Source organism: Lactobacillus kefiranofaciens (genome assembly GCF_900103655.1).
GTDB classification, from domain to species: domain Bacteria; phylum Bacillota; class Bacilli; order Lactobacillales; family Lactobacillaceae; genus Lactobacillus; species Lactobacillus kefiranofaciens.
The window spans coordinates 37,538-55,200 of sequence record NZ_FMXC01000012.1 but is presented as its reverse complement, the minus strand read 5'-3'; the positions used below and the strand labels follow the sequence as shown (position 1 = coordinate 55,200).

Here is a 17,663-nt window from a genome sequence, read left to right as displayed (position 1 = left end):
ATATTTGCGAATCCAATTATAAATCATGCCCCGACTAGACAATCCTAATTCTAAAGATACTTGATCGGCTACTTCGTGATTAAAAAGAACTCTTCTGATAGCTTTCTCCTTAAATTCAACTGAGTAGTTTGTATAACCAGTATCAAGAATCTCTATCCCATGGCGTTCTACTAACGTAATTAGATAAAACAAGTTTGCCCGATTTACTCCATATTCCTTAGTTGCCTGGTTAGCTGATATATTATAATTTTTCCAATTATTGTAAATATCAATTTTATCTTGTTTGGATAATTTAGACATAAATAAAAACCTCGAAATTCTTGTCCGAATTTCGGGGTTCATATCAAACAGACGCTTTTGTTTTGCATGTTTTTGCTATAATTTAAGATATATTATTAGAAAGTGGGAAATTTTATGCGCAAAATATTAGGCGAGTTGGGTTCTAAAGAACGTCACACATTTCAAGCCAACTTTGGCAAATATGGTTATAAACGCTATCATGATATGAGCCGCGGAGATTTGTATAGTCCAACTATGGTTGTCCGTAATGTAGAAATTGTCGATGATCCGGAACATCCTAAGATGATTACTGATCATTTATGGCTTAATCTTACTAAAGGTTTTGCACAATTAGGTCTTTTAAAAGAGGGAGATCGTTTGCAATTTAATGGGCGAGTTTCCGAATATAGCAAGGGTTTTATCAATAAAGACAAAAAGGATTATGAATTAACTTATCCAACTAAGATCAAGCTTATAACTGATAGTACTACTTTGCCTCTTCCTGAAGATCATCAATCCTTGATTGGAATGATCATGAATCTGAACTATAAATTTTATCATAATATGGGCAGGCCGTTAGTGCCATATTTCATGGACGCCTTTGCTAAGTGGCAGAAAGAACAGGATAATCCTTTACCGATTAAGTGTCATCAAGGCAATGATTTTGAAAGTTCAATTAAGTATGATGAACTAGATTATCAGACTGAAAAGGCTGATTTGGAGAAACAAAAGCAAGAGTTAGAAGAAAGACATTTACGCCAACAGGAGACTGGATTGGAGATTATAAAAAGCAATACTCGTTTAGCAAATGATCTAGTTCAATTTTGGAAAAAACTAACGGCAACAGAACAGAATGCTGCACTTAAGAAATATTGCTATATTTCAAATAGTAAGCTGAGTAATCTGATCGAAAAATATAACTTAAGCAAAATAGATCAAATAAATATTAAACAAGCACTGACTTCAGATTGGTTTCATGAACAGTTTGAAGGAAAAGCAAAGCAAGAGTTATCTCCATTAGAGCAATTAGCTAAAAAGTTCAATCAATAATAAGAAGAATGTCGAATTTCATAAACGATGTACAAGGAATGTTGGCATTCTTTTTTTGCATTTGAGTTTGCTTTTTTTACCACTTAGTAAAATTAGATTAAAAATTAAAATAGTGAGTGTAAGATTAAAAACAAATAAAGATAAAACACTAAATTAATGGAGGTTGAAATTATGCTTTTCGATAAGAATAAAAAAGATGAGGTTAAAAATGTTAATACGGTTTTGACCAATGCTGCTTTTACGCAATTACATGTAAAACTTACTGATCTTGATTTAGCAGTTGTTTCTGGCGATCATTTTGAAATTCGTTACCGTGGTGCAGAAGATAAGAAGCCATCTGTTACTCAAACAGGAGATGCAATTGAACTAAAGGAACCTAAGGTTGAGCGTAGAAATGGTAAAATTTGGCAAAAAAAGCTTATTAAAGTTGAATTAGTAACTACTGATGATATTGGCAAAGTTACGGTAGTTATTCCTAAAGATCATAAGCTGAATCAATTGGATGTTGATTTGACTAGTGGGGACGCGAAAATGCAAGATTTGCTTTTGAATGACTTAAAATATAGTTCTGCTAGTGGAGATTTAAAGATTGAAACGGTTCAAGTGCAAAAACTAAAAATTGAAGTTACATCTGGTGATGTAAAATTGCGCGATGTTGGAGTTTCAACAGGCAAAATTGATTTAATCAGTGGCGATTTTAAGATGGAAGATAGCAACATTTCAGATAATCTAACTGTAGCGACAACTTCAGGTGATAACGTGGTAGAGAATACGGAAGTTGATCAATGTGATTTAAGTACTGTGAGTGGTGATAATTCTATTTTTGGCGGTCAAAATACACATGCACAGATTGGTAAAGAAATAAACGGTAGTCACTTGAAAATGAGTACGTTGTCTGGTGATAATACGGTTAGATAATAAGGCTTTAGAGTCAACTGTTCAACTTCATTATGAAAGTACTGTATAATAATCTTATTAAGTTAGAAAGAATTGAGTGAAGAAAATGCGTGAATGGTTGATTATTATCATAGCTTTAATTGGAGCAGGCTTTATTGTTTATCTTTTTGATCGTTTCCGTAATCTTAAATTTCCTGAATCCAAACCCAATAATGAAGCGGAAAATTGGGATTCATTCTGGACTTTTCTTTTTCCAATTATCGGCTTCATTATGGCACTTTGGTTTCTTTTTAAAAGGCATGACAAGAGAAGAGCACGAACTTGTGCAATGTGGGCATTAGGTGGTATGGCTTTTAATGCAATATGGTATTTGCTCTTTAGATAGAGAAAAAGTCTAGATTAGACGCGATGATCTAACCTAGACTTTTTGAATTCTCAAATTAATTTAACTTTTTAAGCTCAGCTAATGCTTGTTCATAATTTGGTTCGTTAGTAATCTCGTCAACAATTTCGCGATAGACGATCTTACCATCTTGATCAAGAACAAAAACGCTACGAGCAAGAATATCTAAATCTGAAATTAATAAACCAGTAGCTTTGCCAAATTCGCGCTTGTTGTCAGCTACCAATTGCATCTTTTTAACGCCTTCAGCTGCGCACCATTTTTGTTGATCTTCAACGGTATTAGTTGAAATAGTCAAAAAGTTCACGTTGTCGAATTGGTCAACATCTTGGTTAACATCTTGGTTAAACTTCTTGGTTTGAACGCTGCAGACAGGAGTGTTGATGTTAGGTACAACACTAATTAAGGTTGGCTTACCTAGCAAATCTGTGGTTGTAATATCTTTTTTATCTTTATTGATCACAGCAAAGTCGGGCATTTTTTCACCGACTTTAACTGGATCTGCAAGTAATCGATAATCTTTACCTTTAAATGTAACTTTCATTTGATTCACCTTTTCTGGAAATTAATAGACTAAATTTAGTATAACAAATCAATGAAAGTAGTTTAAATATGTTGCTTTGATTATAATGATCATAGTAATGTGTTCACACAAATCGAGTCATAAAGTAATTAAGGAAAAGAGACAAACATGCTTAAAAATATAATTTTTGATTTTGGCAATGTGATTATGAATTATGATCCTAATGAGATTTTGAATCATTATCAATTAACGCCAGAAGAACATCAATTATTATTAAAGAATATTTTTCAATCAAAAGAGTGGCTGGAGATTGATGCTGGAAAAATTACCGAGGACGAGGCAACAGAGATATTTCTTAGTCGTGTGCCACAGAAATTACAGCATAAAGTTAAGCAAATCATGACCACCTGGCCAGGGAATGTAGATTTCTATGAACCTGTTTTTCATTATATTTCAGATTTGCGTAAAGATGGCTACCATATTTATGGTTTGTCTAATACGGGGATGCGATTTGCTAATTTCGTTAAGGATTCTGAAATGGGTGATTATTTTGACGGCTATGTATTTTCTGCACAAGAAAAATTGGTGAAACCCGATCCAAGAATTTATCAAGTATTGCTCAGCCGTTATTTCTTAAAGCCCGAAGAATGTTTATTTATTGATGATCTGTCTGCTAATACTCGGGCGGCCCAAGAAGTCGGGATGGATGCCTTTACCTTTAAAATAGATAAGCTTGGAGATTTAGAGGATTATATTGCTGAAAAATAAAAATAAGGTTACCTCGATGGGGTAGCCTTTTCGCATGTATTATTTATATGCCCATTTCTTATGAAAATGTTTAAATAGATTTTGATTCTCGGACAGCAATCGAAGAATTTCTTGTTGATCAATGACTTTTGATCCGGCTTCACTAAGATAAAACACAATTGTTGCCAGTCCTTGATAATCAATATTGCCTAAATCTAGATCAATTTTCTTACCATCTTGAGTGGTGATTCCTAACAATAAGTGATCCGGATTAAAATTAAAAGGACTAAGACGGATGATTTTACGGTAAACAATAGAGGCTTCTTGGATATTAGCGAGATTAATTATGGTTTGATCTTTACTGGTCAGATTAAATAATTGGGCTAACTTCTTAAAGTCGTTATTGCTGTATGAAGTAATCGTTAATTGTTTTTGATCAATTGACCAATACTGACTAAAACATGCTGGAAATGTAATGCCAAGTCCTAAAAGTAAGACAATGGCGAAAATCCACCATGGCTGATAGCTAAATCCAGTTACAAATAATGCTAAAAGAACAACAAAAATAGTTCCGAAAATTAAACTTAAGACATGTGGCTTGTTTCCTATCGTTTGCTTTTGGGCAGGTAAAAAACTAGGGGAAATAATATTTATTTCATTGACAGCGTCTTTCATGATATGCACACTTTCAACACTAGTTAAATCCTTTGTCACTTTAAGTTTACCCCCCCTTAAGAGAAATACAACTTAAAAGTACGTATCATTTGTAAATGCTTACATGGGGGGGTAAATTAAAGATAGAAAACAAAGAAGTACATAGCAGGGAGCGTAAGTTAAAATGAGAGAAAAATCAAGACTCTATAGAATTGTTTGGGCCGTAGCATTCTTAATTTGGGCATTATTAATGTTCTTCTGACATACTAATGCTGTTGCCGGAAAAGTATTCATGATAATTTATACCATAGTAATGATTGCTTGGGGTATTGTCATCATTGTACAAAGTCGCAAGCATAGGAAAAATAATTGATAAAAAATAGACCGCTGTAAAATGTAGTGAGCCGTAAAAGTTAGCAACTTTTACGGCTTTTACTATGTCTAAATTATCGAATAGTTGTTGAGAATGAAAGGATCAGACCATGAATTTGTCAATTTTTGATCCAACATTTTGAGAATGCATAGTATAGCAAAAGAGATGGTTTAGTAAGAGCTAGAGAATATCTTCCCCCCAATTTGCAAAAGTATTTAAGAAGCTATTTAAAAAGATATTAAAATTATAAAGCCATTAATTTTTAATCAGAGTATCTACTTCTGCCTAATTAATATCAATAATATATGGGTAACAAGATAAAGTCTTGATCTCACTTATATAAAAATAATTAAATAAAATCCATAAAAATGATTGATAAATGAAAAAAGCAGCGTATTATTTAAATAAAGTCTTAGATAAAAAGTATTACTTGGGAGTTGCAAGGAGGAGGTAAATTATGAATTTATTGTCCGTAAACCATATTTCAAAAACATATCGAAAAACAAATAAAAAAGCCGTTTGCGATGTTTCTTTTGAATTAGATGCTGGTGATATTGTTGCTTTTCTTGGACCGAATGGTGCGGGAAAAACGACAACCTTAAAAATGATTCTTAATCTAGTAAGTCCTGATGACGGAAGCGTATTTTTTGACGGAAAAGATGTTACTCGTAATAATTTGCTTCTTCTAAAAAATACGGGAGTTTTACTGGAAGGATCTAGAAACATGTTTTGGGCTTTATCTCCAATGGAAAATTTTGTTTATTGGGGTAGTCAGCGTGGACTTACCAGAGAAGAAGCCAAAAAAAGAGGGGAAGACTTACTAAAGACCTTTGACTTACTAGATAAAAAGCATACCTCGATTACTATGTTAAGTCGCGGTATGCAACAAATTGTTGGGATCTGTTGTGCTATGATTGCAAAACCAAAACTTTTAATTTTAGATGAACCAACTTTAGGCTTGGACATTAATGCGACACAAACGATGATTAAAAGCTTAAGAGTATTATCTAAAAGCGGAGTAGGAATTTTGATTACGACTCATCAACTGGACTTTGCACAGGAAGTAGCTAACAAAATATTGCTAATTAAGCAGGGAAAACTTGTCTTTTCAGATAACGTAAAAGATAGTTTGGAAAGATTAAATAAGAGAACTGTTTTTGAAGTTTCTTTTTCTAGAACTCTTACTGCTAAGGAAACAGAGAAGTTACTAACTCATTGTGAAGATTTGGAAGAAACGAATAAAGTATATCGCATCAGCAATGGAGAAAAAACGAAATTATCTGAGATGCTTAAAATCTTGAGTGAATTACCTGTGGTTAAAGTAAAAAACGTAACCAGAGGCTTAGATGAGATATTTAAGTATTATGTAAGGAGGAAAGAATAATGACTAGTTTTAAAGCAGAACTTTGGCGACAGTTTTATTTATATAAAAGATACGCTTTTAATTACATTTCTGACTTCTTCTTATTGATTCTAATGTTTATGGCTATTTTTTGGGGAGGAAGCCTTGTAGGTGGAGGTGTACTAGGTAAGTCATTAAATGCATTAGTAGTTGGCTATGTTTTATGGAGTCTGATTCAAAATACTAATGGGAACCACCGTAATGAATAATGCGAAAAGTGGTATTTTAGAGCAACAATATCTAATGCCAATTTCAACTAAAAGGCTATTTTTAAACAAAAGTATTGTCAATATGCTTATGTCATTTGTACAAGCAATTTTGATTTTGATATTAGTTATGTTTTTTACTAATCATTGGATAAAATTTCCGGCAGTGATGGTTATTCCATTTTTATTAGCGCTTGTTGTAACTGTAGGATTAGGGTATCTAATAGTTAGTTTAGTACTACGCTTTAAAAGAATAGGAAGTACATTAATAATTTTTCAGTATATTTATTTGGGTGTCTTGTTAATTAATTTTGAAAATTATAATGGCATTACTAAGTATCTTTCCTGTTTTTTACCAATTTGTCCAATGGTTAGCTGGATGAGATTAGCTATTAACAATAGAACGTATAATATTGCTTTTTATTTGGGTGGTTCATTGTTTAATGCAGTTTTATGGTTGCTAATTGGACTTCTTGTTTTTAACTTAACAGATAGATATGTAAAGAAAAACGGAACTTTATCTTTATACTGATAACTAAAAAGATTTTATATTAGTCATGTCGTGAATGATGATCTTTTTACAGAAAGTTGATGTTATAATTGCCTCGAAGTAATTCAGTTTTAAAATATCTGACAAAATCTACAAGTTTGGTTAAGGAACAGACAAATGGAACAGAAAAACAAATTACTTCTGGGTTATGCAGTATCTGGATTGGGTGATCAGTTCTACATTTTGGCTATACCATCTAATAACATTCTAGAAAAAGCACAAACTACAGCTTTGAAAAAATAAGATATATAAGATAAGGAAGCTAGTCAAAAGCTAGCTTCTTTTTAATGCTCAGAATAAACGACCACTTAATATAATTTTTTGACCACTAAACAAAAATGGGTTGTATATTAAAAAAAGTAGTTTAATATTAAATATAAATAAAATTAATTTAATTTAATATTTTAATCTGCTTGGAGATGAGTATATGAACATTAAGGGAATCTTTAACAGCAATAAAGGACGATTCATTTTAATCTTTCTCATGGTTGTTATTGGCATGGTTCTTGATTCAGGTTCGCAATATTTGATGACACCAGCCTTTAATAACTTGAAGAAAATGGATTTAGTTAGTTTTATTATATTTTTAAGTTTATCGAGGGGATGCGACCTTGTAAGACTAGCCCTGGTAACTGGCTCTGATTATTTATACGGGAAGCAAACTCAATCTTATTTACATCAAATTCGTGGCAAAATTAGTCGCTACTTTTTTAATAACGAAATTGATCAGCCTGCGAAAGTACAAAATGAAATGGTTGCCAACCTTGATCAGTTAACTAATAAATATCTCAAACCAATCAAAGATGGCTTCATGTATTTATTAGTAGTTGTATTCTCAATTGGCATCTTGTTTTCATTTAACTGGCTTTTAGTAGTAATGACCTTGATTTTAACTGTCATTTCATTGTTTTTGCCTAAGACCTTCGAAAAGATGACTTCTTCTGCTACTGTGACTGTTACTAAAAAGAACGAGAAGTTCTTAGATACTCTAGCTAAGTGGATGAGCGGATTAGATGAATTAAGAAGATATGCCAGTTTTGGTATTTTTAGCAGTTCAATTAATCAAAGTGCAAAGCAATACAAAAGGGCTGCGATTCATCAAGGTGCAACCATTGCCATTGCCGATATGATTACTTTCGTAGTTAATATCGCTGGTCAAATTATGTTGATGATCTTATGTGCTTACTTATATTTTCACGGCCAAATTGTTTTTGGTGCAGTAATTACTACCATTCAATTTAGTTCTAGTGTCATGAATGGTGTTTCACTGTTTGTAACCGAATGGAATTCAATTAAATCCACGAAAGGTTTGAATAAAGAAATTGCTAACTTGCAAGCTCCAGTAGAAATTGCATCAGATCAACATGTTACAGAAAAGTTAGCTAAGGTAGAAGTTAAAAACTTAGCCCTGAAGTTTAAGAACGGCGAACAAATTTCTTATCCTGATTTTGACATTAAGCAAGGTGAGAAAATTCTTCTCACTGGTGATAGTGGAACAGGTAAATCAACTTTATTTAAATTGGTTTTAGGTAAGCTTAAGCCAACCCAAGGCGAGATTAACTTCTTGGATAAAAACGGCAATAGCTTAACTCTTAATCGTGATGAATTGGGCTATATTGCGCAAGATAATACTTTATTCCCTGATACGATTAATGAAAACGTCACGATGTTTGACAACTCGTTAGCTAAGCAGGTTCCTGATGTATTAAACAAAGTAGATTTAAAAAATGATGTGCAAAGAATGCCTGATGGACTTAATAGTCAAGTTGACCTAGATAAAGGAAATTTATCAGGTGGACAACGGCAAAAGATAATTTTAGCAAGAGCACTAATTCATCATAAGCCTTGGTTATTCATTGATGAAGGAACTAGCGCAATTGATAGTGAAGGGACTAAAAAGGTATTGCAAAACTTGTTAAAGACTAAGTCCACAGTTATCATGATTGCACACAACTATTCTAATGAATTAATCTCAATGTTTGATCGTCAGATTAAGTTGACGAATGAAGGTGAAGATGAATGAGTTTTAAGGGATTTATCAAGACTAATTATCTGCGCTTTATTTATATTAATTTCCTGTCGGTTGTTTCAGGAGTGGCTGCAATTGGGGCAGGCTATGTGCAGATGTACTGGTTGACTTATATTAAGGATAAAAATTGGCTCAAGGTTGTTATTTCGTCACTCCTCATGGGTGTGTTGTATCTGGCTGCACAAGGAATGATTTACTACATTCAATATGTAATGCGGGTGCAGGAAGAAGAATACAATCAAAAGGTGCGTAATAAATTGACCACTCATTACTTCAAGGATGGACAAGCTCATAAAGTTTCAGCTGTTCAAAATCGGATGACTAATGATTTGGAAATGGTGCGCAATAATTATTTTGATTGGTATCCAATCGTTCTATTTTATGGGTCAATGTTTGTGACAGCACTAGTGGCATTACTGACGATCAATTGGTCGATTTTTTTGCTTAGTCTAGTAGTTGATGCTATTTCTTACTTTGTACCGAAAATAGTGCAAAAGAAGATGGAACAAGCTACGAACAATGTGTCTGCCCAAAATAAATACTATCTAGACGTTTTGGCAAAATGGTTCTCAGGCTTGGAAGAATTACGAAGATATTTTGCTGGTGCTAAATTATTCGAGGTAGATAAACATGCGTCGACTAAAATTGAGCAGGCACATGTTAAACAAACCGCAGCTCAGCAGCAAATGATTATTCTAAATGGTATCTGTAACATGTTGAGTCAGCTAATTTTGCTATCACTGACAGCGTTCTTCGTTACTAAAAACTTGATCATTTTTGGTGCTATTATGTCTGTGCAAAACTTTGCCGCAAATATTTCAATAGGGTTGCAGCAAAATATCCAAGCTCTGAGTTACATGAAGTCTTCCAAAGACTTGATGAATCAAGTTGATGCAGATACGAAGGTTATTAAGTCAGAAGAATCTGGACAAACGGAGGCACCGGTTGCTTTTTCAACTAAGGATCTAGCTTTGAAGTTTCCGAATGGTGAAAGCCTTAGCTTTCCTGATATAACCGTTAAGCCAGGCGAAAAGATTTTGCTTACGGGGGATTCTGGTGCCGGCAAGTCGACTTTATTTAAATTAATTTTAGGTAACCTTAAACCTAGTCATGGCAAAATTGAATTTTTAAATAAAGCTGGAAAACTTATTGATCCGGATATGTCGCGAGTAGGTTGCATCCCTCAAGACCCTAATTTATTCCCTGGTACAATTAAGGAAAATATTACTATGTTCAATAACCAGTTGAATGATCAAGTGTCAAAGGTTGTCGATGAAGTAAACTTCAGTCAGGACTTGCCAAAATTTAAAGATGGTGCAGACGAGCGACTGAATCTTGATGATTTGAGCATATCTGGTGGACAAAGACAAAAGATTGTTTTAGCCAGAGCCAAGATTCATGATAGTGACATCATTTTAATTGATGAGGGTACGAGTGCAATTGACCAAAAGGCGACGATGAATATTTTGCAAAAATTGGTTAAGAGCAAGACAACGATTGTCTTTATTGCGCATAACTTTAATGAAGGGATGCGTCAGTTATTTGATCGTGAGATTCATTTGACTAAAGAATAAATGATTTGTAAGCTCTTAGGAGTGAAGGAGAAAGGATCAGGAGGTAAAAATCATGACAAAAATAATGAACGAAGATTTTTTAGACGTTTTACAAGACAAAGGACCAGCAACAATTGTATCAATTAATGGTAATCCAGCCAGTGTAGTTAATACTTGGTCACAATATATTAACGTGGTGGCTGATGAGAAGATTTTGATTCCTGCTGCGGGGATGCATTCAATTGAACAAGATTTTGAAAAAGATCCTAAGCATGAGCTGACAATTGCGATTGGCTCTTATAATTACCAGGGAACTGCCGGAATGGGACGCGGTTATCACATTCATGGTAGTGGTCAATTTGTTAATGAAGGCGCATATTTTGATCAAATGAAAGCCCAATTTGATTGGATCCGTGCGGTACTAGTGGTTAAGATTCATGATGTTGAACAGAAGATATAGAAAAAAGTTTGGAGCGTTAACTCCAAACTTTTATTTTTTTAATTCATGATAGCCAGCTTCAGTAAACCTATTTAGCAATTCAACATCATGTGACCATTTTTGATCTTTGATAAAATGATGAGCCCGATTAACAGCAAATGAACCATGAATAATATAAAGGAAGATAGTTTCTGCATCTTCTTTGGAAAGTCCAGTTTCTTTCATAATCGACGGAATGACATGATCGCGTTCATGCGCCATAATTCTGCCAATGATGTATTCACTGAGATCGGGATCCATTAATAATTTTTGATACTTATCTGAATCACCGATTCTTTGACAAGCGGGGATCATTGATTCATTTTGTTTTAAGTAATCAAAAGAAAAGTTGATCTTACTTGCTGAAATTGAATCAGTATTTTTTGATAATTGCAAAGCATCATCTAAGACATCGTTTAAGACGTCAGTAATCGTATTGTAGTGAAGATAAAAGGTAGATCGGGTGATCTCAGCTTCGCGACAGAGTTCTGAGACAGTTATTTTAGAATAGTTTTTTTGATTAATTAGTTTTAAAAAAGTATCTTTAATTACACGTAAAGTATATAACGTGCGTCGATCAGTTTTTCTTTTCGTAAAAATCACCACCTAAATATTGATTACTCTATTTTAACAAAACTATTGCTTAACTGTTAGTCGTTCAATAATTTCACGTTGTTCCGGGAAAAGACGTAAAAGGGTATCATATTTTGGTACTAAAACTGCACCGTTGCCATTGGTTGGAATCTCGGTATTGATTAAAGAAAATCCAGCTCCAGTGTCGTCAGCATCTTCGATAGCAATAAAAGTACCAGGATCTACGTAAAATGAATGGACTTCATCCTTAGATTTATCAAGACCTAAACGAACTTTGTAGTATTGTCCTTCTTGAGTAAAGCAATGAACAATCGCTGCATCTCCCATATCATACATTAATCCTTGTCCATATTGAGTAGTATGTAAGTAGGAAGGGTGATCTTGATCAATCGTCATATACATTGGAAAGGTGCCCATCCGGAAACCTTGATCAACCATATAATTTGGATAAAATTTCTGTAAAGCTTTTTCCTGTTCTTGGGCTTCTTCAGGGCTTAATTGCTTGGGTGCTTCTTTCTTTTTAGGTGCCTGTGTTTTTGCGCCAAAACTTTTTCCCGATAAAATTTCTTTAAAGGTAGAAGCCAAGGAAGAATCAAAACCAATTGAGCGGTCTGCAATTTCATTTGGAATCATTAATTGACCCTGATTGATGGTAATGTAGTGGGCATTGGGATCTGCAGCAACCAGTTGCATGGTCGGCATCTTAATCATTTGGTTTCTAGGACCAATGCCTAATTCTAGAACTACTAATTTCTTGTTTTCATTAGTTTCAAGAAAGTTTTGCAATTTAGTTACTTGTTTTTGATTTACTTGGAAGTTATCACCAGCCATATTTAAGTCGAGTTCACTGCCGCATTTATCGCAAGTAGGGATATCTGCTTCTGTTAAAGCGCCAGTTTGGTCTTTTTGATAAATTTCATGCAGCTTATTACCTAGTTGAAAAATACCATGTTTTTCTGGATGTTCAGAGCAGACTCCTTCGAACCAATTACCTTCGATTTCAAAAACATTTTTAAAACCAGCTAAAGAGAAGTGATGGTCAACATTTGAAGTCCAAATAAAGTATGGTTTGTTGTCGATTAAATCTTTGATATCTGACATGTAGTTTGACGTTTCATAGTTGTTGCCATAATACTCGACAATTCTAGCAATTGCACGCCAGTGATCCAATTTGTTTTTATAAGGAAAAGAAAATGCGCTTAGTAAGTTTTGAATAGGGTATTTATCAACTAAAACGCCTAGTACCTCTTTTAATTTTTTGTCATTAGTAAATAAGTTCAATCCCTCGGAGATTGATAAGCCATTACTTGCGGTTACTAAAATCGCATCCGCATCTTTAATCCAATTGTGAGCAAGTTGTGCAGTTGATTCAGTCATAGTTTGATTATCTTCCTTCCTTAATTTTTTCACTAGCTTCTTTAAGAACTTCATTAATGTCATCTCCAATTAAAAGTGATTTTTCTCTAATGACCGGATTAGTGATGGCATCTTTAGGGTTAATATTAATGTAAAAAGCATCCCTCATATATTGTGTCATTTCCCAGAATGGTTCTTGAATAAACATTGGTGTCATTCGGCCAACACCCATTTCTAGAAGCTGGATATAATTTCTTATCAGTCTTGGTATTGGAGCTCTGGAAGAAGAACCAAGAACCTTGAATTTCACTAACTGCATCTTCACCAAAATATTTTTTAAATAAGCCATCTTGATTGGTTGTAATGTAATGAACCGGTTTATTACCGATTACTTTTTTTAGATAATCATAGGTTGGTTTTTGTGGTGGTTCATTAAAGATTAAGTTGTAAGCATATAATTGAAATGCCCATTTTTCTTCTAGAGAATCAAATTGAGTATAATAGCCCTTGAAAATACCTTCAAAATGATACTTATCATAGTAATACTTCATGTATTTCATAAAAAGGGGACTAGCTGAATACCAGAAATCCATCCCGGCAGCATTGGACATCCCGCTACCGCCGCCAACAACAATCGCATCGGCTTCTTTTACTTGTTTGACTAATTGATCAACTTTGTTCATCAAAACACCTCGTTAATTTTTGTACAATTTGTATCTAATTTTTAAGAAAATATTACTAAATAATAGTAAGTAAATTAAGAGCAGATCTTTTCAAAGTGTATAATATTATGTACAGAATTGTAGATGTGTAGTGAAATGAACTTAAATTAAGCACAAAAAAAGCAGGCAATAAACCTGCTTCGATAAATTATCTATTTTTACGACTCTTTACAAAACGCGTAACAGTAATTATTTCTGCTGTTGCGGCGAATATCAATGCAAAGATAAAGGCGATGTGTAAACCGGACATAAACAATTGATTTTGTCCTACTGGGTAAGTGGTAATATTTTTACCGGCTTTAAAGCTCATTGAGCTATAAAGAATAATGGTTGATAAACTTACCCCAAGTTCCATTCCGAAATTACGAGCTAAGGAATTAACGCTACCAGCAATACCTAAGAACTGCTTATCAACCGATGACATAATAACGGAATTGTTTGGTGACTGGAAGAGCCCCATTCCGACGCCATAAAATAAGGAAGTGACTATAAAGAGCCAAAGTGATGAATTTAAATTAAAGGTCAAAATTAGAACTTGTGCAATTGTTAAAGAAGCTAGACCAATAATTGAAATCTTTTCACCACCGAATTTATCAGCCAAAGTTCCACCTATTGGGCCGAAGAACGCGATAGTTAGAGGAATAATAGCAAGCAGTAGACCAGCAAAGCCAGCGCTGTAGCTACGTGCGTTAACTAGATAATATGGCATTAAGATACTAAAGAAATAACCTACGATAAAGGCCAGCAATGCTGAAAATACTCCCATGGTGAAGTCAGCATTCTTAAAAATCCTGAAGTTAAGCATTGGTAATTTGACATAATGTTCAATTGCAATAAAGACAATTAATAAAATTATTGCAATAGCCAAGATAGTTAAGATAGTTAAGATAATTGGGTTAGTATAACCTTGAGTTTGTCCTTGCATTAAGGCATAGAAGAAAAATCCGATAAATGCGGCGAAGGTAGTAGTTCCATACCAATCAAGTTTTTCATTAGTATTTTTAGGTGAATCTTTTGGTAGAGAAACAATACCTGCGACAATAGCAATAATTCCAACAGGGACATTGATCCAGAAGATGTAAGACCAGTTTCCAGTATTTAGAATCAGACCACCAAGAGATGGACCAGCGATGGATCCTAAGGCAAAGAAAGTAGCTAGAATTGATAAAGCTCGACCTCTTTCTTGAGGAGGGAACATTTCAGTCGTAATCCCGAAGTTATTGGACATTGTCATTGCAGCTCCTAGAGCTTGAATAGCACGTCCAAATAATAGAAAACTAAAACCAAGTTTGAATCCGGCGATTAAAGATCCCACAGTAAAGATGATTGTCCCAATCTTGAAGACCTTAACTTTACCAACAATATCGCCTAGTCGACCGAAAAACATAATCAGTGCGGAAATTATCATTAAATAGATTGAGATAACCCATTCAATGGTACTTGAAGAGACGTTCATTTCTTTTGCCATAATTGGCGTTGCAATATTTACGATTGATGAATCTAATGAAGTCATAAAGGTAAAAATCGCAATTGCAATTAAAGCAGCAATTCGTTTATTTTTCATTATCTAAATCCTTTCTTACTTTTTAAAAGTAACACATAAAAAGATATTACTTGCGTTTACACTTGTCAATAATAAGTGGACTACAGAAATCGAAATGTGTAGTGAATTTAGGTAGTAAAGAACTTGTAAATAAATTTTTAAGGAACTAACTTACATATAGTAAGTAACAAGGAGGAAAAATAATTATGAAAGAATATGATGTAATCATTATTGGTGGTGGCCCAGCCGCAATTAACTTTAGTAAGGCTGCTAAGAACAGTGGTAAGAAAATCTTAGTTGTTGAAGGAGATAAGTTCGGTGGAACTTGTCCTAACTATGGTTGTGAGCCTAAGATTTTCTTTGAAGGCGCAGTGAGAAATGTGCTTGGCAGTCAATTAATGAAGGGGCGTGGAATTGGACAAGCGAGTCGCATTGATTGGGCTCAACTGATGCAGACTAAAAAGCAAGCTTGGGAAAACGTACCTAATAATGAAGAAAAAAGTTTTATTAAAGCAGGCGTGGGAACCTTACCAGGCTATGCTAGCTTTATTGACAATCACACCTTATTAATTAATGGAGAAAAATATCATGCTCCAATTATCGTGATTGCGATTGGGCAAAAACCACGGAAATTGAATTTCCCTGGTAGCGAATATACTCATAATAGTAACGATGTTTTAGATCTTGGTAATTTGCCAAATGAGGTTGTCTTTATTGGTGCAGGCATTATATCAATGGAATTAGCGACTATGCTTGCAGCCGCTGGTAGTCATGTAAGTATAGTAGAGTTTTTATCTCGCCCAATGATGGCTTTCAGTGAAAAACATGTTTTAAATACCGTTACTGAGATGAAAAAGCGCGGCATCGATTTCTACTTTAAGCAGGGAGTAGAGAAGATTGAGGAACTAGATAATCAATATGAAGTAACAACTTCAACTGGAAATAAGATTAAAGCTGACTACGTGGTTGACGCCAGTGGTCGAATTGCTAATATTGATCAGCTACACCTGGAAAACACCGACGTTAAATTATCGAAAAAGCACAGTATTATTGTAGATGATCACCTAGAAACAAATGCTAAAGGCGTGTACGCTGCAGGGGATGTAATTGAAAAGAAGGAACCTGCACTAGTTCCAACTGCTCACTTTGAGGCAATGTACTTAGCTGATCAGATTCTGAATAACAAGCATGATGCAATTCATTATCCAATTATTGGTGCTTCTGTTTTTACTTTCCCACAAATTGCCCAAGTAGGTGTCAATGTGGATGAAGCAAGAAAAGACGATCAATATCGAGTAGTTGATTTAGACCGTCTCTTCAATTCAGATATGGAGTATGCTGGTAAAAATGATCAAAGTGCAAAGTTAAGTTTGGTATTCAATGAGAATGATCAATTAGTTGGGGCTGCCGAAAGTAGTCAAAATGCAATTGACGATATTAATGGCTACATTCCGCTTATTGGTCTACATATTACGCGTAAGCAGTTAAACGACAATTATCAATTGATCTTCCCAGCTGTTAACTTTAAGACAGAAATGACGATTTAAAAATAAATATAAATTATTTACAGGTACCTGTTGGCAAAATGAACAGGTGCCTGTATTATTATGTTTGTAAAGTTTAACAAGTACCTGTTAAAGATAAAATCTAAAAGGAGATAACCAAAAATGAACGATGATTTAAGAGTTAGTTTTCACGAGAAGTTAATGGGATTAATGCATTCAATGAGAATATCTCACATGTTTGCTCATCGAAAGGCAAGTCCATTACAAGATGTTAGCCGTGGCCAGGGTAGAATTCTCGCCATGCTGAAGATTAAAGATAAGATGACGGCTAAAGATTTATCTTATCTTTTAGGGATTAGACAACAATCATTAAATGAAAGCTTAAAGAAACTAGAAAAGGCCGGTTATATCACTCGTCAACCGAGTTTAGAGGATGGTCGGGTGATGGAAATTTCGTTAACTGAAAAGGGTAGAGACCTTAAACAAATAAGTAATAATAATTCAGATGTACTAGATGGTTTTTTAGATGAAGAATTAAAGCAATTTGGTTCTTATGTTGATCGTTTGTGGAATGCATATGATGAAAAAGTTGAAGCTGATCCGGAAGACCAAGAGATGTATGAAAGAATGCGTGAACGGATGGATATGATGCGCGACCGTATGGGGGATGATGATTTTGATGAAATGATGCGTCGCTGCCGTCATATGGGGATGCCATTTGGCATGATGCATCATATGCATGGTCGTCATCATGGTTACAATAATGATGACTTTGGTGGTTGCTACTAATTATAGACAG

At 34.2% G+C, this 17,663-nt stretch carries 17 protein-coding genes and 1 pseudogene; 11 read left to right on the top strand and 7 right to left on the bottom strand.

Annotation, left to right across the window (positions count from 1 at the left end; translation table 11 throughout):
• Positions 1-300 (bottom strand): transposase (locus BLP58_RS06090; protein ID WP_143000322.1); only part of this gene is annotated, 300 nt, incomplete at its 3' end.
• A 114-nt stretch (positions 301-414) separates the two neighbouring features.
• Between BLP58_RS06090 and BLP58_RS06085 the strand changes: the two genes are divergently transcribed.
• From BLP58_RS06085 to BLP58_RS06075, 3 genes are all read left to right on the top strand, one after another.
• A complete protein-coding gene (locus BLP58_RS06085) occupies positions 415-1,329 on the top strand; it encodes a hypothetical protein (protein ID WP_013854149.1) in 915 nt (304 codons plus the stop codon).
• 171 nt (positions 1,330-1,500) lie between these two features.
• Positions 1,501-2,247, top strand: coding sequence for a DUF4097 family beta strand repeat-containing protein (locus tag BLP58_RS06080; RefSeq protein WP_013854148.1), 747 nt, complete (start codon positions 1,501-1,503; stop codon positions 2,245-2,247).
• Positions 2,248-2,332: 85 nt separating this feature from the next.
• Positions 2,333-2,611 carry a hypothetical protein gene (locus BLP58_RS06075; protein WP_025084190.1) on the top strand — a complete coding sequence of 93 codons (279 nt, stop codon included), beginning with the start codon at positions 2,333-2,335 and terminating at the stop codon, positions 2,609-2,611.
• A 55-nt stretch (positions 2,612-2,666) separates the two neighbouring features.
• Here BLP58_RS06075 and tpx read toward each other — a convergent pair whose 3' ends face one another.
• Positions 2,667-3,173: a thiol peroxidase gene (tpx, locus tag BLP58_RS06070; RefSeq protein WP_025084191.1), complete on the bottom strand. Its 507-nt coding sequence runs from the start codon at positions 3,171-3,173 to the stop codon at positions 2,667-2,669.
• 147 nt (positions 3,174-3,320) lie between these two features.
• Between tpx and BLP58_RS06065 the strand changes: the two genes are divergently transcribed.
• The gene (locus BLP58_RS06065; RefSeq protein WP_013854145.1) at positions 3,321-3,920 is read left to right on the top strand and encodes an HAD family hydrolase; all 600 of its coding nucleotides are present in this window, start codon (positions 3,321-3,323) and stop codon (positions 3,918-3,920) included.
• Between the two features lie 39 nt (positions 3,921-3,959).
• Here BLP58_RS06065 and BLP58_RS06060 read toward each other — a convergent pair whose 3' ends face one another.
• Positions 3,960-4,613 (bottom strand): hypothetical protein, encoded by a 654-nt coding sequence (locus tag BLP58_RS06060; protein ID WP_013854144.1) that lies wholly within the window; start codon positions 4,611-4,613, stop codon positions 3,960-3,962.
• A gap of 770 nt (positions 4,614-5,383) precedes the next feature.
• Here BLP58_RS06060 and BLP58_RS06050 point away from each other — a divergent pair.
• The 5 genes and pseudogenes from BLP58_RS06050 to BLP58_RS06025 all read left to right on the top strand — a co-directional run bounded on the left by BLP58_RS06050 (position 5,384) and on the right by BLP58_RS06025 (position 11,126).
• Complete coding sequence (locus BLP58_RS06050) at positions 5,384-6,310, top strand: ABC transporter ATP-binding protein (RefSeq protein WP_013854143.1); 927 nt, start codon at positions 5,384-5,386, stop codon at positions 6,308-6,310.
• A pseudogene (locus BLP58_RS06040) lies at positions 6,310-7,066 on the top strand (ABC transporter permease). Before BLP58_RS06050 ends, BLP58_RS06040 begins: the two are co-directional and overlap by 1 nt.
• Positions 7,067-7,511: 445 nt before the next feature.
• Complete coding sequence (locus BLP58_RS06035) at positions 7,512-9,107, top strand: ATP-binding cassette domain-containing protein (RefSeq protein ID WP_013854139.1); 1,596 nt, start codon at positions 7,512-7,514, stop codon at positions 9,105-9,107.
• Complete coding sequence (locus BLP58_RS06030; RefSeq protein WP_013854138.1) at positions 9,104-10,687, top strand: ATP-binding cassette domain-containing protein; 1,584 nt, start codon at positions 9,104-9,106, stop codon at positions 10,685-10,687. The genes BLP58_RS06035 and BLP58_RS06030 overlap by 4 nt, the downstream gene beginning before the upstream one ends.
• 52 nt (positions 10,688-10,739) lie before the next feature.
• A complete protein-coding gene (locus BLP58_RS06025) occupies positions 10,740-11,126 on the top strand; it encodes a hypothetical protein (RefSeq protein WP_013854137.1) in 387 nt (128 codons plus the stop codon).
• Between the two features lie 30 nt (positions 11,127-11,156).
• Here BLP58_RS06025 and BLP58_RS06020 read toward each other — a convergent pair whose 3' ends face one another.
• The 4 genes from BLP58_RS06020 to BLP58_RS06000 all read right to left on the bottom strand — a co-directional run bounded on the left by BLP58_RS06020 (position 11,157) and on the right by BLP58_RS06000 (position 15,380).
• Entirely contained in the window at positions 11,157-11,750 is a 594-nt protein-coding gene (locus BLP58_RS06020; protein WP_013854136.1) for a TetR/AcrR family transcriptional regulator, read from the bottom strand.
• A 30-nt stretch (positions 11,751-11,780) separates the two neighbouring features.
• A complete protein-coding gene (locus BLP58_RS12355) occupies positions 11,781-13,169 on the bottom strand; it encodes a Sir2 silent information regulator family NAD-dependent deacetylase (protein WP_013854135.1) in 1,389 nt (462 codons plus the stop codon).
• Positions 13,170-13,240: 71 nt separating this feature from the next.
• Positions 13,241-13,777 (bottom strand): SIR2 family NAD-dependent protein deacylase, encoded by a 537-nt coding sequence (locus BLP58_RS06005; protein ID WP_013854134.1) that lies wholly within the window; start codon positions 13,775-13,777, stop codon positions 13,241-13,243.
• A 187-nt stretch (positions 13,778-13,964) separates the two neighbouring features.
• Positions 13,965-15,380 carry an MFS transporter gene (locus BLP58_RS06000; RefSeq protein ID WP_013854133.1) on the bottom strand — a complete coding sequence of 472 codons (1,416 nt, stop codon included), beginning with the start codon at positions 15,378-15,380 and terminating at the stop codon, positions 13,965-13,967.
• Positions 15,381-15,565: 185 nt separating this feature from the next.
• Between BLP58_RS06000 and BLP58_RS05995 the strand changes: the two genes are divergently transcribed.
• Both BLP58_RS05995 and BLP58_RS05990 read left to right on the top strand, forming a co-directional pair.
• Complete coding sequence (locus tag BLP58_RS05995) at positions 15,566-16,906, top strand: dihydrolipoyl dehydrogenase family protein (protein ID WP_013854132.1); 1,341 nt, start codon at positions 15,566-15,568, stop codon at positions 16,904-16,906.
• A 120-nt stretch (positions 16,907-17,026) separates the two neighbouring features.
• On the top strand, positions 17,027-17,653 hold the full coding sequence (locus BLP58_RS05990) for a MarR family winged helix-turn-helix transcriptional regulator (RefSeq protein ID WP_013854131.1): 627 nt from the start codon (positions 17,027-17,029) through the stop codon (positions 17,651-17,653).
• Positions 17,654-17,663: the final 10 nt, after the last annotated feature.

Coding starts and splice junctions, on each gene's coding strand:
- BLP58_RS06000 (WP_013854133.1), bottom strand. CDS start 15,380: ATGAAAAATAAACGAATTGCTGCTTTAATTGCAATTGCGATTTTTACC.
- BLP58_RS06035 (WP_013854139.1), top strand. CDS start 7,512: ATGAACATTAAGGGAATCTTTAACAGCAATAAAGGACGATTCATTTTA.
- BLP58_RS05995 (WP_013854132.1), top strand. CDS start 15,566: ATGAAAGAATATGATGTAATCATTATTGGTGGTGGCCCAGCCGCAATT.
- BLP58_RS06025 (WP_013854137.1), top strand. CDS start 10,740: ATGACAAAAATAATGAACGAAGATTTTTTAGACGTTTTACAAGACAAA.
- BLP58_RS06050 (WP_013854143.1), top strand. CDS start 5,384: ATGAATTTATTGTCCGTAAACCATATTTCAAAAACATATCGAAAAACA.
- BLP58_RS06080 (WP_013854148.1), top strand. CDS start 1,501: ATGCTTTTCGATAAGAATAAAAAAGATGAGGTTAAAAATGTTAATACG.
- BLP58_RS06030 (WP_013854138.1), top strand. CDS start 9,104: ATGAGTTTTAAGGGATTTATCAAGACTAATTATCTGCGCTTTATTTAT.
- BLP58_RS05990 (WP_013854131.1), top strand. CDS start 17,027: ATGAACGATGATTTAAGAGTTAGTTTTCACGAGAAGTTAATGGGATTA.
- BLP58_RS06075 (WP_025084190.1), top strand. CDS start 2,333: ATGCGTGAATGGTTGATTATTATCATAGCTTTAATTGGAGCAGGCTTT.
- BLP58_RS06005 (WP_013854134.1), bottom strand. CDS start 13,777: ATGAACAAAGTTGATCAATTAGTCAAACAAGTAAAAGAAGCCGATGCG.
- BLP58_RS06085 (WP_013854149.1), top strand. CDS start 415: ATGCGCAAAATATTAGGCGAGTTGGGTTCTAAAGAACGTCACACATTT.
- tpx (WP_025084191.1), bottom strand. CDS start 3,173: ATGAAAGTTACATTTAAAGGTAAAGATTATCGATTACTTGCAGATCCA.
- BLP58_RS12355 (WP_013854135.1), bottom strand. CDS start 13,169: ATGAAGTTCTTAAAGAAGCTAGTGAAAAAATTAAGGAAGGAAGATAAT.
- BLP58_RS06065 (WP_013854145.1), top strand. CDS start 3,321: ATGCTTAAAAATATAATTTTTGATTTTGGCAATGTGATTATGAATTAT.